Genomic DNA, 14,848 nt, shown 5'->3' on the forward strand with positions numbered 1-14,848 from the left:
AGCTTCGCTTGATGTGCCTGGTCCCTCCTGCGCTCACCTATTGGGTGGCGCTTGTGGTGATTCTGCCCAGTTTGTGCAGTGCTGCCTGCTGGTGAATGCTAGGCAGGGGTCGGGAGTGCCGCTGATTGTCGCCAATGCCTTGGTGATTCAACGTTCCGGCTAGAATGCCGATTCCCCCATCTCCTGCAGTGAAGGAGGGCCACTATGGACAAGCGTGAACTTCCGCGCATGCTTGAGGATGCTTCGGCAGCGAATATGCAGGTCTTTGGGGCCACCTGTCTGTACCAGTACTGCGTTGCGAAGGGCATCCACAGTTGTGCATCAGTTGTCGAACTGATTGATCACCTGAAGTCCATATCCGCTTCAGAAGATCTGTCTGAATGGGAGGCGGCCGGAGCAGTACTTCAGTTGGGTGGACGGGGTGATGCACTTCCTGGCGAGATCGAGAGCCTGCTAGGCCAGAAGGAAGCGGTTGAGTTCGGAATTCTTGTGGAGTGTGTTGTCGAGATTGGTATCGTGGATATGTATGGCGCTAGCACCGACCTTCCCTTGCAGTTTGTTCGACGTACCATTGAGATATTGGAGCGAGCAGGGATACCGGTTCCAGAGCAATCAGTGGAATAGAATTTCTTGAAGAAGGGAACCTTCGTCCCTCACCACACGTTGAACACCTGCCCGCTCTGCACGCCTTCCACGCTGCGCTGGTAGGCCAGCGAGGCACGCTGGGCGGTGACCGGTTCGAACCCGGGGAAGTAGGCGCCGTAGTCGTCCATCGATTCGACCAGCACGTTCGGGCTCACGGCATTGATGCGCAGTCCGCGCGGCAGCAACTCGCAGGCGGCCGCACGCACGAAACCTTCGAGCGCGGCGTTGGCGGCCGTCGCGTTGGCGCCGTCCCGGATTGGCTGGGCACTGATGATGCCGCTGGTCAGGGTGATCGAACCGCCGGTGTTCAGGTGATGCTGGGCGGCCAGGCTCAGGCGCACCTGGCCGAGCAGTTTGTCCTGCAGGCCGAGGTTGAAATCGGCCGGCCGCATCTGGGCCAGCGGGCCGAAGTGCACCTGGCCGGTGGTGGCGACCACCGCATCGACCTTGCCCACCTTGGCGAACAGATCCTGCACGCTGGCGTCGTCGGTCAGGTCGACCTGTACATCGCCACCATGGCGGCCGGCGCGGATCAGTTCATGGTGGGCGCCCAGCGTGCTGGCGACGGCCTGGCCCAGGGTGCCGCTGGCACCGACAAGCAGAATCTTCATGGGTATCGCTCCAGGGAAACTCAGGCCAGTCTGCGCCCCTGTCCGGGGTTTGATAACCGGCGTATGCTTTGCAGATTCCTAACCTGTGGTTTCCAATGGATACGTTGCGCTGCATGCAGGCCTTCGTCGCGGTGGTCGATCGGGGCAGCCTCAACGCCGCGGCCGAGCAGCTGCAGGTGTCCTCGGTGATGGTTGGCAAGTACCTGCAGCAGCTCGAGGCGCACCTGGGCGTGCGCCTGCTGCAGCGGAACACCCGCCGCCAGAGCCTGACCGATGCCGGCCGCAACTACCTGGCCGGCTGCCGCGCGGTGCTCGACCAGGTGCAGCAGGCGCAGGCCAGCGTGGCCGGGCTGCAGGCGCAGCCGCAGGGCGTGCTGCGGATCAGCGCGCCGGTGACCTGGGGCAGCTGCGTGCTGGCGCCGCTGGTGGCCGACTACCTGGCGGCCCATCCGCGGGTAACGGTGGAACTGGACCTGAGCAACCGCCGGGTGGACCTGATCGAAGAGCAGTTCGACGCGGTGGTGCGGATGGGCCAGCCCGGGTCGGCCGAATGGGTGGCGCGGCCGTTGCCGCCGTATGCGATGCGGATCTGTGCGGCGCCGGCCTACCTGCAGCGCAGGGGTATCCCGCAGCACCCGGCCGACCTGGCCAGCCACGATTGCCTGACCCACCTGGCCTGGCGCGGCGGCCATGGCTGGCGGCTGCGCGGGCAGCCCGCGCAGGACTGGTCGGAGCACTCGCGGCTGCTGTGCAACGACGGCGACGGCCTGCGCCGGGCGGCGCTGGCCGGAGCCGGGCTGATCCTGCAGCCGGCGGTGCTGCTGGCCGAGGACATCGCCGCCGGCCGCCTGCAGCCGGTGCTGGAAGCCTACCTGCCCGAACCGCGGCCGTTGCACCTGGTCTACCTGCCGGACCGTCGGCCGCGGCCGAAGCTGTCCAGTTTCGTGGAGTTCCTATTGGCGCGCATGGCGGGCTGACGCGCGCCTGGGTGCCGCTGGTAGGGTCGCATCCGGATCGACTGCCGTGGGCCGGTGTCAGCGCGATGGGGCATGACCCTGGCCGCAGACGCCGTGCTGCTTCGGTGTGGGTTCCTGCGTCACCGTGCTGATCGGCATGACCGGCAGTCGTTTGGGAACCGACCCTACCCGCGGGCAGCGTCGCGGCCGCCTCGCCCGGGTCCGCGCCGCTCAGTCGTTGGCGGCCGACAAGGCCTGGCCGCGCCGGGTCGCCGCCTCGATCGCGCGTGCCACGATCGCCTCGAAGTCATCGGCCTGGAACGACTCGATCGCGGCCTGGGTGGTGCCATTGGGGGAAGTCACCCGGCGCCGCAGTTCGGCCGGGGCCTCGCCGGATTCGGCGAGCATGCGGCTGGCGCCGAGCAGGGTCTGCACCACCAGGGTGCGCGCGGCGTCGGCCGGCAGCCCCTGGTCGCGGGCGGCGGCCTCCATCGCTTCGGCCAGCAGGAATACATAGGCCGGGCCGCTGCCGGACACGGCGGTGACCGCATCCATGCGCGCTTCATCGTCGATCCAGACCGTGCGCCCGGCACTGGCCAGCACCGTATCGGCCAGCTGGCGCTGCGCCGCGCTGACCCCGGCGGTGGCATACAGGCCGGTGACGCCGGCGCCGAGCAGGGCGGGGGTATTGGGCATCGCGCGCACCACCGCCTGATCGCCGCCCAGCCAGCGGTCCAGCTGCGCGCTGGTGATGCCGGCGGCAATCGACAGCACCAGCGGCTGCGTGCTGTGGGCCAACGCAGTGAGCGAGGCGCAGACATCGCGCAGCACCTGCGGTTTCACCGCGAGCACCCAGACCTCCCCCTGCGCGGCCGCTTCGGTGGCCGCTGCATAGGTCTTCACCCCGAAGTCGGCGGTCAGCTGCTCGCGCAGGGCCGTGACCGGCTCGGCCACGTGGATGTGCGCCGGCGCGACGCCCTGGCGGACCAGGCCGGCGATCAGGCTGCGGGCCATGTTGCCGCCGCCGATGAAGGTAAGCGTGGACGTGCTCATGCAATCTCCTTGGAACAGGGGTTCAAAACCGATGCCTCAGGCCGGGCGCGGGCGCGCGCCGAACAGCGCGGTGCCGATCCGGACCATGGTCGCACCTTGGGCGATCGCCTCGGGGTAGTCGCCGCTCATGCCCATCGACAGCGTATCCACCTGCGGGTGGGCCACGGCCAGTGCCTGGAACAATCCGTACATACGCGCCAACGCCTGCTGGCGGCGGGCCGGGTCCGGCCAGGGCGCGGGAATGGCCATCAGCCCGCGCAGCTGCAGGCGCGGCTGCGCGGCGATCGCCGCGGCCAATGCCGGTACCGCTTCGGGGCGGCAGCCATGCTTGCTGTCTTCATCGTCGATGTTGACCTGGATCAGCACGTTCAGCGGGGTGAGCGCGGCCGGGCGGTGCGCGGCCAGCGCGGCCACCAGCTTGGGCCGGTCCACGCTCTGCACCCAGTCGAACTGCTGCGCGGCCAGCTCGGCCTTGTTGGACTGCAGGTGGCCGATCAGGTGCCACTCCAGGCCCAGTGCGCGCAGCGCCTCGATCTTGGCCACCGCCTCCTGCACATAGTTCTCGCCGAACGCGCGCTGGCCCTGCGCGGCCAGTGCGGCCACCGCGGCGGCCGGCTGGGTCTTGGAAACCGCCAGCAGGCGGGGGTCTGGCCGCCCGGCGGCAGTGGCCGCGTTGTGCAGGTTCAGCAGTATCGTCGGCAGGGGCAGGGCGGACACGGGCGCATTCCGGCAGATCAGGAACGCTATACTGCCGGCCGGGGAAAGAACCTTCCAGTCGCAGCAGTCATGGGGAGTAGCAGCGCATGGATATCGCCGAACTGTTGGCGTTTTCCGTAAAGAACAAAGCGTCGGATCTACATCTGTCGGCCGGCCTGCCGCCGATGATCCGCGTCGACGGCGATGTCCGCCGCATCAATATTCCAGCCCTGGACCACAAGCAGGTCCACGCGCTGGTCTACGACATCATGTCCGACAAGCAGCGCCGCGACTACGAGGAGTTCCTCGAGGTCGATTTCTCGTTCGAGATCCCGTCGCTGGCGCGCTTCCGTGTCAACGCCTTCAACCAGAACCGCGGTGCCGGTGCGGTGTTCCGTACCATTCCCTCCGAGGTGCTCACCCTGGAAGACCTGGCGGTGCCGCCGATCTTCCGCGAGCTGATCGACCAGCCGCAGGGCCTGATCCTGGTCACCGGCCCGACCGGTTCGGGCAAGTCGACCACGCTGGCGGCGATGATCGACCACATCAACAAGAACGAATACGGCCACATCCTCACCGTCGAGGATCCGATCGAATTCGTGCACACCTCGCAGAAGTGCCTGATCAACCAGCGCGAAGTGCACCGCGACACGCATGGCTTCAACGAGGCGCTGCGTTCGGCACTGCGTGAAGACCCGGACATCATCCTGGTCGGCGAACTGCGCGACCTGGAAACCATCCGCCTGGCGCTGACCGCCGCCGAAACCGGCCACCTGGTGTTCGGCACGCTGCATACCAGTTCGGCGGCCAAGACCATCGACCGCATCATCGACGTGTTCCCCGCCGGCGAAAAGCCGATGGTGCGCTCGATGCTGTCCGAGTCGCTGCGCGCGGTGATTTCGCAGGCGCTGCTGAAGAAGGTCGGCGGCGGGCGTACCGCCGCGTGGGAAATCATGGTGGGCACCCCGGCCATCCGCAACCTGATCCGCGAGGACAAGGTGGCGCAGATGTACTCGGCGATCCAGACCGGCCAGCAGCTGGGCATGATGACCCTGGACCAGCACCTGCAGGACCTGGTCAAGCGCAGCCTGATCACCCGCAACCAGGCGCGCGAATACGCCAAGGACAAGCGGATTTTCGAATAGTGGTAGTGCCGGCCGCTGGCCGGCTCCTGAAAACCTTCGGAGCACACTGCGATGAGCACCACCACCATCGACTTCACCTCGTTCCTCAAACTGATGGCGCACCAGAAGGCGTCGGACCTGTTCATCACCGCGGGCATGCCGCCGGCGATCAAGGTCAACGGCAAGATTTCGCCGATCACCCAGACCCCGCTGACGCCGCAGCAGAGCCGCGACATGGTGCTCAACGTGATGACGCCGGCGCAGCGCGAAGAGTTCGAAAAGACCCACGAATGCAATTTCGCCATCGGCCTGTCCGGTGTGGGCCGCTTCCGCGTGAGCTGCTTCTACCAGCGCAACCAGGTCGGCATGGTGCTGCGCCGGATCGAGACGCGCATTCCCACCGTGGAAGAGCTCAACCTGCCGCCGATCATCAAGACGCTGGCCATGACCAAGCGCGGCATCATCCTGTTCGTCGGCGCCACCGGTACCGGCAAGTCCACTTCGCTGGCGGCGATGATCGGCTACCGCAACCACAATTCGACCGGGCACATCATCACCATCGAAGACCCGATCGAATTCGTGCACAAGCACGAAGGCTGCATCATCACCCAGCGCGAAGTGGGCATCGACACCGACAGCTGGGAAGCGGCGCTGAAGAACACCCTGCGCCAGGCGCCGGACGTGATCATGATCGGCGAGGTGCGCACCCGCGAGGGCATGGACCACGCCATCGCGTTTGCCGAAACCGGCCACCTGGTGCTGTGTACGCTGCATGCCAACAACGCCAACCAGGCGATGGACCGCATCATCAACTTCTTCCCCGAAGACCGCCGCAACCAGTTGCTGATGGATCTGTCGCTGAACCTCAAGGGCGTGGTGGCCCAGCAGCTGGTGCCGTCGCCGGACGGCAAGTCGCGCAAGGTGGCCATGGAGATCATGCTCGGCACCCCACTGGTGCAGGATTACATCCGCGATGGCGAGATCCACAAGCTCAAGGAAGTGATGAAGGAGTCGGTGCAGCTGGGCATGCGCACCTTCGACCAGAGCCTGTTCGAGCTGTACCAGGCCGGCGAGATCAGCTACGAAGACGCGCTGCGCTACGCCGATTCGCAGAACGAAGTACGCCTGCGCATCAAGCTGTCCCAGGGCGGCGATGCGCGCACGCTGTCGCAGGGGTTGGATGGGGTGGAAATCTCCGAGATCCGCTGAGGCGGTGCCGACAGCCATCGGCGCGCCGCGCCTGCAGGTGCGCGTCGCTTGGCTGGTGGCATTGTTCTCTGGCATAGTCGCGCCGCGCTCCGCACCGCGGGCGCGGAACCGGCTGCTGCCGACCCACTGCCTGCCTGGTAAGCCCGCATATGGATGTGCACAACCCCTACCGCCCGCCGAGCCGGGAATTGCCGGCGTCGGGCCTGCCGATGTCCGCCCCGCTGCCGCATGAGCAGCGCGCCGCGCGGGCGCTGGCGACCGACAAGCCGATGTTCTTCGCACCGTCTACGTTCAAGCTGGTGGCGATGTCGCTGGCCACGTTCGGCTTGTACACGCTGTACTGGTTCTGGCGCAACTGGCAGGCGATCCAGCGCGAAACCGGCGAGCCGCTGTGGCCGTGGGCGCGCGCGCTGTTCTGCCTGCTGTGGTCGTTCTCCTGCTTTGCCCGGCTCAATGACATGACCCGTGGCCGCCGGCGCGAACTGGCGTTCCCGGTGGCGCTGCTGGGTATCGTGTTCGCCGTGTTGAACCTGGCCGGCCGGCTCGACAACGCCGGCTCGTTGCTCGCCCTGTTCAGCGTTGTGCCGCTGTTGCCGGTCAATGCGCTGCTGCGCCAGTACCACCGCGACGAGCGCATCGACAGCACGCGCCTGGACCGGCTGACGGTCTGGCATATCCTGATCCTGTTGTTCGGCGGCACGCTGCTGGCGCTGGGCCTGCTGCTGGTGCTGGTGGGCGAGGTCACCGTGCCGCTGCCGGGAGCGCGTTGAGCTAGCACCCGGCTGTGATGCTGGCCGCATGGAGCCGAGTTCCAGCGACGGGAAACGGCCGGGCCACCGGAGGTCTACCCGCTGGTCGCGCGCTGCCGGTACCCGCCTGCGTGGGCAGGTACCGGTCATCGGTCGGTACGCGGCTCAGCTGCGGATGAAGGCCAGCAGATCCTGGTTGATCACCTCGGCATGGGTGGTGCACATGCCGTGCGGGTAGCCCTTGTAGACCTTCAGCGTACCGTGCCTGAGCAGCGTGATCGACAGCTCGGCCGAATCGGCGATCGGCACGATCTGGTCGTCGTCGCCGTGCATGACCAGCACCGGCACGTCGATCTTCTTCAGGTCCTCGGTGAAGTCGGTTTCCGAGAACGCCTTGATGCAGTCGTAGTGGGCGTTGATCGCGCCCATCATGCCCTGCCGCCACCAGTTGTCGACGATGCCCTGCTGCGGCGGGGCGCCGTCGCGGTTGAAGCCATAGAACGGAATCGGCACCTGTCGGTAGAAGCTGGCGCGCCCGGCCAGCAGCTGCTGGCGGAAACCGTCGAACACCTCCTTGGGCGTGCCGCCCGGGTTGCCCGCGCTCTTGAGCATGACCGGCGGCACCGCCCCGATCAGCACCGCCTTGGCCACCCGGCCGGGCGTAGCCTGGGCCACGTAGTGGGCCACCTCGCCGCCGCCGGTGGAATGGCCGATGTGCACCGCATCGCGCAGGTCCAGGTGCTCGACCAGGGCGTTCACGTCGGCCACGTAGGTGTCCATGTCATGGCCGCCGCTGGTCTGCGAAGACCGGCCGTGGCCACGGCGGTCATGGGCGACCACCCGGTAGCCCTGCAGCAGGAAGAACTGCAGCTGGCTGTCCCAGTCGTCGGCACTGAGCGGCCAGCCATGGTGGAACACGATCGGCTGGCCCTTGCCCCAGTCCTTGTAGAAGATCTGCGTGTTGTCGGGCGTGGTGACATGCGGCATGACGTGGCTTCCTGGTGGGGGGGCGGGAGGGCGGTGCCGGCGCGGCGGCCGGCCCGTCCTGCATGCTGGGCAGGGAGGTGTTCAGCGGGCATGAACGGCGGGTGTCGATTCGGCGACCGCTGCAGCGTCGTATTCCATGACCCGGCGGTTGGCCGGGGCGCCCCCATTCCGAGGAATCCATCATGAGCGACACCGCCAAGGTCACCGGCCCGGCCTCCTATTTCCCCTCCATCGAAAAAACCTATGGGCAGCCGGTCGGCCACTGGCTGGCCCTGCTGGTGGCCCAGGGCGGGCTGAAACACATGCAGCTGGTGGCCTTCCTGAAGACCGAGCACGGGCTGGGCCACGGCCATGCCAATGCACTGGTGGCCCATCACCTGCGCGGCGGCGGCGGCTGAGGGCCGGGCGGCGTGCCGGGCCGGCGCCTGGACCGACGCGTCGGCTGAATCAATTCAACTGCAACGGTCACGCCAATCGTGTCTAATACCGCTCCCCACGCAACAGCCCCCACCCCATGTCCCTTGATTCCCATGGCCCCGCGCCGTGCGACGACGCCGACGGCCACCTGGTCACCGCCGGCCCGCTGACCCCGCCGCCGGACAGTGCCGGTACCGTCGCCGACGCAACGGCCCTGCGCCACTCGGTGGCCGAGGATGTGCAGGGCATGGTGTTGGCCACGCTGGTGGCGTCGCTGGGCCTGGCCATCTTCGCCAAGGGCGGGTTGATGATCGGCGGCATGGCCGGGCTGGCGTTCCTGGCCCACTACGCGTTCGGCTGGAACTTCGGGCTGGTGTTCGTGCTGGTCAACCTGCCGTTCTACTGGGTGGCGGTGCGGCGCATGGGCTGGGAGTTCACCCTGAAGACCTTCGCGGCGGTCACCGCCTGCGGCGTGCTCACCGACCTGTTGCCGCGGTGGGCCGATTTTGCCCATATCGCCCCGCTGTATTCGGCGCTGGTCGGCGGCGCGCTGGCCGGGCTGGGCATCCTGTTCTACATCCGCCACCGCGCCAGCCTGGGCGGCATCGGCATCCTGGCGGTGTACCTGCAGCGCACCCGCGGCTGGAGCGCCGGCAAGGTGCAGATGTCCTTCGACACGCTGCTGATGGGCGTGGCGTTCTTCGTGCTGTCCCCGTCCCAGGTGATGTACTCGGCGATCGGGGCGGTGGTGCTCAGTCTGGTGCTGATGTTCAACCACCGCCCGGGCCGTTACATGGGCGTGTAGGTACCCACCGTTGGTGGGTACGCGCCAGCGCGTGCGCGCTGACGCCCCACGCTTTGCTACGCAAACCGCGGGCCCCTTCTTACCACCACCCACACCCCTGCCGCTGCGCGGCCGCCCCCTGACTCAGGGGGTACGCGCCAGCGCATGCGCGCTGACGCCCCACGCTTTGCTGCGCAAACCGCGGGCCCCGTCTTATCACCACCCATACCCCCGCCGCTGCGCGGCCGCCCCCTGACTCAGGGGGCTGTTATCTCCTATCTCCGCTACGTTTAGCTTGGTATGTTCTGGGTACGCAGTTTCTGCAGGCGCGCATATACCGGGCAGTCCGAGCTGTGCGCGCCGGGCAGGTAGCCCAGGCTCATCAGGAACTCGCCGGTGATCTCCCCGCCGGTGAAGCGGAAGGTCTTCTTGAACAGCTTTACCCAGCCGGCCTTGTCCCGGGGGTGGTGCGCGTCCAGCCACGCCGCGAAGCTGCCGTGGCTGGCCCGCAGCTGCTGGATCACCTGCGCGTTGTGCACCGCTGCGTGCACCTTGAGCCGGTTGCGGATGATCCGGGCATCATTGAGCAGGCGCTCGATGTCGCGTTCGCCATAGGCGGCGACGGTGTCCACGTCGAAGCCGTCGTAGGCGGCGCGGAAGCCCTCGCGCTTTTTCAGGATGGTTTCCCAGCTCAGCCCGGCCTGGTTGATTTCCAGCAGCAGGCGCTCGAACAGTTCGCGTTCGTCGCGCTGCGGGAAGCCGTATTCGTGGTCGTGGTAATGGCCGTGGACGGGATGGCCGGGGGCGATCAGGCAATAGCCACTCATCAGCGGGTTTCCTTGGGGGCGGGCTCTTCGATGTTGCGCATGCCGCCGCCGTCCAGCGACAACCGCGGCCAGTGCGGCGGGTGTACCTGCAGGCGGCCGTCGCGCAGCGCGGCATTGGCGCGCTTCACCTCATCCTGGGTGCCGTAGCTGCCCAGGTCGATGCTGCCGGCGTCGGTCCAGGCGCCGGCGCGCAGCGCATGCAGGTGGCAGGACGGGCCACGGTAGTCCTGCAGGTTGCACAGCAGCACTTCATCCACGCCGTCGCCGTCCAGATCGCGGCGCTGTGCCAGGCAGGCCTGGCCAGCCTCCAGGCAGCCGCCGGCGGCCACGCCGCGGGCCAGCAGCGCCTGCCACCAGCCCGGGTCCGGTGCCGTCGTGCCCTTGGCCACCTGCAGCTGGCGCTGCAGCGCCGCCAGGTCACGCAGGCCATCGTCGATCGGCGCCTCCCCGGCCGAGGCCCAGCGCGATTCCCGCGCCAGCGCGGCGGCGAGCACGCTGGCCGCGCGCGGATCCGCGCTGAAACGCGGGTCCTGCTGCAGCGTGCGCAGCGCGTCCACGCCGCGCCGGCCCAGCCCGAAGCGCAGGGTGTCGGCGTCGCTGGCGTTGATGTCCGGCGCCTTGGCCACCAGTCGGGCGACCTGGCTGGCTGCGCTGATCCGGATCGGGTCCAGCAGCGGCGAGTTGGCCAGCAACGCCATGCCCAGCACCGTCCAGCACATCCAGCGGTTGACCGGTTCGATCCGCTGCAGCCAGCGCGTGCGCGGGCGCAGTACCGCGGCGGCATAGCCCAGCGCATAGCCGGCCACCAGCAGTGCCACCAGCAGGCCCCAGAATCGCTCCGGGGTCCAGCCGTACTGGTCGATGCGCAGCCCCATCGCATACAGCGCCAGCCCGGCATACACCGGCAGCGCCAGCAGGCTGGCCTCCACCACCCGCCGCAGCCAATTGGGGTAGGGCGGGCGCTCGCTGTCGTGCTGGTAGACCGCATTGACGAACACCACCAGCAGCAGCGACAGGGTCAGCAGCAGGCCGGCTGCCGAGCGGGTCCGCCACAGCGCGTCCAGCCCGGTGAACGGCAGGCTGAGCACGAAGATCAACGCGATGAAGGCCAGCAGCGGCAGCAGGCCGCGGCCGACCGCGAACAGCACGTGGCGGATCATCTGGATCGCGCGGTGCTGGGTGCGCCCGATCAGCACGCCGAAGCCGAACAGGGTACCGGTGGCCAGGGCGATGAAGGCCTCCTCGCGGAACAGATCGCGGAAAAAGCGCACCTCCACCAGCTGGAACAGTGCTGCCCACAGCCACAGCAGCAGCCAGGTCAGCCCGGTGAAGGCCACCGCCAGGGCCAGGGTCAGCGCGTTCTGCCAGGCACGCTCGAACAGCGCCGCATACGGCGCGCGCCAATGCCCTTCCTGCAGCCGGAACTGCCACCACGGCAGGCTGACGAACACGGCGATAGCCATGCAGACCGAGAACGGAACCAGCAGCACGCCCTGCTGCAGGCCCGTGGCGCGCCCGCCGAGGTTCCAGCCGATCCAGCTGGCCAGGCCCAGTACCAGCAGCGAGGCCCATGCGGCATGCAGCCACAGCCGGCGGTCGCCCAGCGTGACCAGGGTCAGCGCGACCGCGGTGGGCACGCTGAGCACCCAGCTGTACCAGCGCAGTCGGTTGCCGATATCGTGGAACAGCCCGCTGTCGGCGGCCTCCTGCACGGCATATAACATCAGCCCCTGCAGCAGCGCGATCAGCACGATGGCACTGCGCGTGGCGGTGGGAAGTACGGGGCTGGTCTGCATGCGCTCGGGTCCGTCCAGGGAAGCACGCATGCTAGCCGAGCACTCACGCCCGTGTCCCGGCCCCAGCGGTTAGAATGGCCCCATGTCCGAGCTTTCCACCTCCCTGGCCCATCACCTGCTGGTCGCGCTGCCGTCGCTGACCGATCCCACCTTTGCGCGCAGCGTGGCGTTGATCTGCCAGCACGACGACAACGGTGCGATGGGGGTGCTGGTCAACCAGCCCTCCGAGTACACCCTGGGCGAGGTGCTGGCGCAGATGGAAATCCCCACCGACGACAGCCGCCTGCGTGGCCAGGTGGTGCTCAACGGCGGCCCGGTGCATCCCGAGCGCGGCTTTGTCATCCATGACGACGCGCGCAGCTGGGATTCCAGCCTGGCCGTGGGCGAGGGGGTCTACCTGACCACCTCGCGCGACATCCTCGAAGCGATGGCCCGTGGCGAGGGCCCGCGCAATGCGCTGGTCACCCTGGGCTGCGCCGGTTGGAGCGAAGGCCAGCTGGAGAACGAGCTGTCCGACAACAGCTGGCTGACCGTGCCGGCCGATGCCGACCTGCTGTTCAGCACCCCGCTGGAGCAACGCTGGCAGGGCGCCGCGTCGCGGATCGGGGTCGACCTGTTCCGGCTGACCGATTACAGCGGCAATGTCTGAGTCGGCCCTGCCAGCGCCTGCCGCCGCCGCACCGGCGGGCATCCCTCGCGACGGCACCGTGCTCGGCTTCGATGTCGGCTCGCGCCGGATCGGGGTGGCGATCGGCAGCTCGTTCGGCACCCATGCGCGCGCGATCGCGGTGGTCGACGTGCATGGCAACGGTCCGGACTGGGCCGCGGTGGAGCGCCTGATCAAGGAATGGCGGCCCGATGGCCTAGTGGTCGGCGACCCGCTCACCCTGGACGGCCTGGACCAGCCCAACCGCAAGCGCGCGCAGGGCTTTGCCCGCCAGCTGCGGGAACGTTTCAAACTGCCGGTGGTGCTGGTCGACGAGCGTTCCAGCTCGGTCGAGGCGGCGCGCCGGTTCGCGGTCGAACGCGCGCAGGGCCGCAAGCGTCGCCGCGACGCGGCCACCCTGGATGCGGTGGCCGCCGCGGTGATCATCGAACGCTGGCTGTCCAGCCCCGACGACGCCACTCCCGTTTCCTGACCCTCAGACCCTGCCCATGACCGCTTCGCAACTCGATTCCGATGGACGCCTGCGCCACCTGCTGACCCTGGAAGGGTTGCCCCGTGAAACCCTGTTGCAGCTGCTCGACCGCGCCGGCCAGATCCGCGACGCGGCGGTCGGCCGGGTCGGCAACAAGCGCCACGTGCTGGGCGGTTCGGCGGTGTGCACGCTGTTCTTCGAACCCTCCACGCGTACCCGCAGCTCGTTCCAACTGGCCGCGCAGCGGCTGGGCGCGGACGTGCTGAACTTCGACGCGTCGACCTCGTCCACGCGCAAGGGCGAGACCGCCTGCGACACCTTGAAGAACCTCGAAGCGATGGGCGTGCGCGGCTTCGTGGTGCGCCACCCCGATGACGGCGCGGTGGCCGCGCTGGCCGCCGCGGCGGGCGAGGGCACCGCCCTGGTCAACGCCGGCGACGGCCGCAGCTCGCACCCCACCCAGGGCCTGCTGGACATGTTGACCCTGCGCCAGGCCAAGGGCAGCGATTTTTCGAAGATGAAGGTGCTGATCGTCGGCGACGTGAAGCACTCGCGCGTGGCCCGCACCGATCTGCACGCGCTGCGCACGCTGGGCGTGGGCGAAATCCGCGTATGCGGCCCGCAGTCGCTGCTGCCCGACGATGAAACGCTGAAGGGCTGCATCGTCGGCCAGGATTTCGACGCCATGCTCGAAGGCGCCGATGCGCTGATGATGCTGCGCCTGCAGCGCGAGCGCATGGAAGAAGGCCTGGTGCCGTCGATCGAGCAGTACCACCAGCAGTACGGCCTGGATGCCAAACGCCTCAAGCGCGCCGGCACCGACGCGGCCGTGCTGCACCCCGGCCCGATCAACCGCGGCGTGGAAGTCACCGACGAAGTAGCCGATGGCCCGCAGTCGTGGGTACTGCGCCAGGTCGCCAACGGTGTGGCGGTGCGCATGGCGGTGCTCGAGACGTTGTTGGGGTAAGGCGCCAGGACGTGCGGTTGGTGGTACCTACCAACGGTGGGTACCTACCGGGAATTGGGGTAGGCATCGACCGTTGGTCGATGCGTGTGGTTGGCGGTACGCACCAACGGTGAATACCTACCGATCATCCATGGGCCACCGGCACCACGCGAAGGGGTAGTCGCCGATCTGCGCGGACAACCCGGCCCGGATTGGGTTGCCGAGAATGTACAAGGCGTGTCGGCGCAGCGATTCGTCCGAGCGGATGGCGTGGTCGTGATAGCCAGATTGCCAGAGCTTCCCGGTTCGGCCGTGCAGGCGGTTGAGCAACAGTGCGCTGCGGGATTTGATTCGTTGGGCAACGTACGCCAGGCGCTGTTGGCGCAGTTGCAGCAGCCAATGAATATGATCGGGCATCACTACCCATGCGAGCGAGCAGGAAAGGTCTTGGGTATCGAGCTGCGGGAATTGGGCCATCATGATCTGTGCGGCCCGAGGATCTTCGAACCAGCGGAGACAGTGCTGGCAGACCATGGTCAGTACGTAGGTCTGGTCGGTGATCGACTGTCGGCCCAATCGAAGACGTGGACTGTTCATCTGTCCAGTGTGGTGATGGCCCTGGGCGGACGGAATCGGAGAATGCCGCACGGTGCCGTGGCCGATTGCCGTCGGCATCGAGCGCTGACCGATGCGCGCGGTTGGAAGTACCCACCAACGGTGGGTACCTACCGGAAATTGCGGTAGGCATCGACTGTTGGTTGATGCGTGCGATTGGCAGTACCCACCAACGCGGGTACCTACCCGGGATTGCGGTAGGCATCGACCATTGGTCGATGCATGCAGTTGGCAGTACCCACCAACGTGGGTACCGACCGGAGATCGCGGCAGACATCGACCGTTGGTCGATGC

Annotated in this window: 17 protein-coding genes; 10 read left to right on the forward strand and 7 right to left on the reverse strand. The window is 67.7% G+C overall.

The annotated features are described in order from the left end of the window. Positions 1-204: 204 nt before the first annotated feature. Positions 205-624, forward strand: a complete 420-nt coding sequence (locus AC3ITM_RS04820) for a hypothetical protein (RefSeq protein WP_489268798.1) — start codon at positions 205-207, stop codon at positions 622-624. Positions 625-653: 29 nt separating this feature from the next. Here AC3ITM_RS04820 and AC3ITM_RS04825 read toward each other — a convergent pair whose 3' ends face one another. Continuing rightward, positions 654-1,256 carry a short chain dehydrogenase gene (locus AC3ITM_RS04825; protein ID WP_489268800.1) on the reverse strand — a complete coding sequence of 201 codons (603 nt, stop codon included), beginning with the start codon at positions 1,254-1,256 and terminating at the stop codon, positions 654-656. Between the two features lie 95 nt (positions 1,257-1,351). Here AC3ITM_RS04825 and AC3ITM_RS04830 point away from each other — a divergent pair, with 95 nt between their 5' ends. Then, positions 1,352-2,233: a LysR family transcriptional regulator gene (locus AC3ITM_RS04830; protein WP_489268802.1), complete on the forward strand. Its 882-nt coding sequence runs from the start codon at positions 1,352-1,354 to the stop codon at positions 2,231-2,233. Positions 2,234-2,443: 210 nt separating this feature from the next. Here the strand turns inward: AC3ITM_RS04830 and proC are convergent, their stop codons facing one another. Both proC and AC3ITM_RS04840 read right to left on the reverse strand, forming a co-directional pair. Next, positions 2,444-3,265, reverse strand: a complete 822-nt coding sequence (gene proC, locus AC3ITM_RS04835) for a pyrroline-5-carboxylate reductase (protein ID WP_489268804.1) — start codon at positions 3,263-3,265, stop codon at positions 2,444-2,446. 36 nt (positions 3,266-3,301) lie between these two features. Further along, on the reverse strand, positions 3,302-3,982 hold the full coding sequence (locus AC3ITM_RS04840; RefSeq protein WP_489268806.1) for a YggS family pyridoxal phosphate-dependent enzyme: 681 nt from the start codon (positions 3,980-3,982) through the stop codon (positions 3,302-3,304). Positions 3,983-4,068: 86 nt separating this feature from the next. On the opposite strand from AC3ITM_RS04840, the gene AC3ITM_RS04845 reads away from it, so the two are divergent. From AC3ITM_RS04845 to AC3ITM_RS04855, 3 genes are all read left to right on the forward strand, one after another. Beyond that, positions 4,069-5,106: a type IV pilus twitching motility protein PilT gene (locus AC3ITM_RS04845; protein WP_228886757.1), complete on the forward strand. Its 1,038-nt coding sequence runs from the start codon at positions 4,069-4,071 to the stop codon at positions 5,104-5,106. Between the two features lie 51 nt (positions 5,107-5,157). Beyond that, positions 5,158-6,294 (forward strand): PilT/PilU family type 4a pilus ATPase, encoded by a 1,137-nt coding sequence (locus AC3ITM_RS04850; RefSeq protein WP_228886758.1) that lies wholly within the window; start codon positions 5,158-5,160, stop codon positions 6,292-6,294. A gap of 149 nt (positions 6,295-6,443) precedes the next feature. Next, complete coding sequence (locus tag AC3ITM_RS04855) at positions 6,444-7,064, forward strand: hypothetical protein (protein ID WP_489268808.1); 621 nt, start codon at positions 6,444-6,446, stop codon at positions 7,062-7,064. Positions 7,065-7,208: 144 nt separating this feature from the next. Here AC3ITM_RS04855 and AC3ITM_RS04860 read toward each other — a convergent pair whose 3' ends face one another. After that, on the reverse strand, positions 7,209-8,030 hold the full coding sequence (locus AC3ITM_RS04860; protein ID WP_489268810.1) for an alpha/beta fold hydrolase: 822 nt from the start codon (positions 8,028-8,030) through the stop codon (positions 7,209-7,211). 182 nt (positions 8,031-8,212) lie between these two features. Between AC3ITM_RS04860 and AC3ITM_RS04865 the strand changes: the two genes are divergently transcribed. Next, positions 8,213-8,428, forward strand: a complete 216-nt coding sequence (locus tag AC3ITM_RS04865) for a DUF4287 domain-containing protein (RefSeq protein WP_489268812.1) — start codon at positions 8,213-8,215, stop codon at positions 8,426-8,428. A gap of 116 nt (positions 8,429-8,544) precedes the next feature. Further along, complete coding sequence (locus AC3ITM_RS04870; protein WP_489268813.1) at positions 8,545-9,252, forward strand: YitT family protein; 708 nt, start codon at positions 8,545-8,547, stop codon at positions 9,250-9,252. 269 nt (positions 9,253-9,521) lie between these two features. On the opposite strand, the gene AC3ITM_RS04875 is transcribed toward AC3ITM_RS04870, so the two are convergent. Both AC3ITM_RS04875 and AC3ITM_RS04880 read right to left on the reverse strand, forming a co-directional pair. Next, complete coding sequence (locus AC3ITM_RS04875) at positions 9,522-10,058, reverse strand: DNA-3-methyladenine glycosylase I (RefSeq protein WP_489268815.1); 537 nt, start codon at positions 10,056-10,058, stop codon at positions 9,522-9,524. Next, a complete protein-coding gene (locus AC3ITM_RS04880; protein ID WP_489268816.1) occupies positions 10,058-11,854 on the reverse strand; it encodes a DUF4153 domain-containing protein in 1,797 nt (598 codons plus the stop codon). Before AC3ITM_RS04880 ends, AC3ITM_RS04875 begins: the two co-directional genes overlap by 1 nt. 82 nt (positions 11,855-11,936) lie before the next feature. On the opposite strand from AC3ITM_RS04880, the gene AC3ITM_RS04885 reads away from it, so the two are divergent. The 3 genes from AC3ITM_RS04885 to AC3ITM_RS04895 are packed head-to-tail and all read left to right on the forward strand — an operon-like array spanning position 11,937 to position 13,960. After that, positions 11,937-12,503, forward strand: a complete 567-nt coding sequence (locus AC3ITM_RS04885) for a YqgE/AlgH family protein (protein ID WP_228886765.1) — start codon at positions 11,937-11,939, stop codon at positions 12,501-12,503. Next, positions 12,496-12,993, forward strand: coding sequence for a Holliday junction resolvase RuvX (ruvX, locus tag AC3ITM_RS04890; protein ID WP_489268818.1), 498 nt, complete (start codon positions 12,496-12,498; stop codon positions 12,991-12,993). Before AC3ITM_RS04885 ends, ruvX begins: the two co-directional genes overlap by 8 nt. A 16-nt stretch (positions 12,994-13,009) precedes the next feature. Further along, a complete protein-coding gene (locus AC3ITM_RS04895) occupies positions 13,010-13,960 on the forward strand; it encodes an aspartate carbamoyltransferase catalytic subunit (protein WP_489268820.1) in 951 nt (316 codons plus the stop codon). A 117-nt stretch (positions 13,961-14,077) separates the two neighbouring features. Here the strand turns inward: AC3ITM_RS04895 and AC3ITM_RS04900 are convergent, their stop codons facing one another. Further along, the gene (locus tag AC3ITM_RS04900; RefSeq protein ID WP_489270029.1) at positions 14,078-14,536 is read right to left on the reverse strand and encodes an REP-associated tyrosine transposase; all 459 of its coding nucleotides are present in this window, start codon (positions 14,534-14,536) and stop codon (positions 14,078-14,080) included. Positions 14,537-14,848: the final 312 nt, after the last annotated feature.

The organism is Stenotrophomonas sp. KH_029 (genome assembly GCF_057839765.1).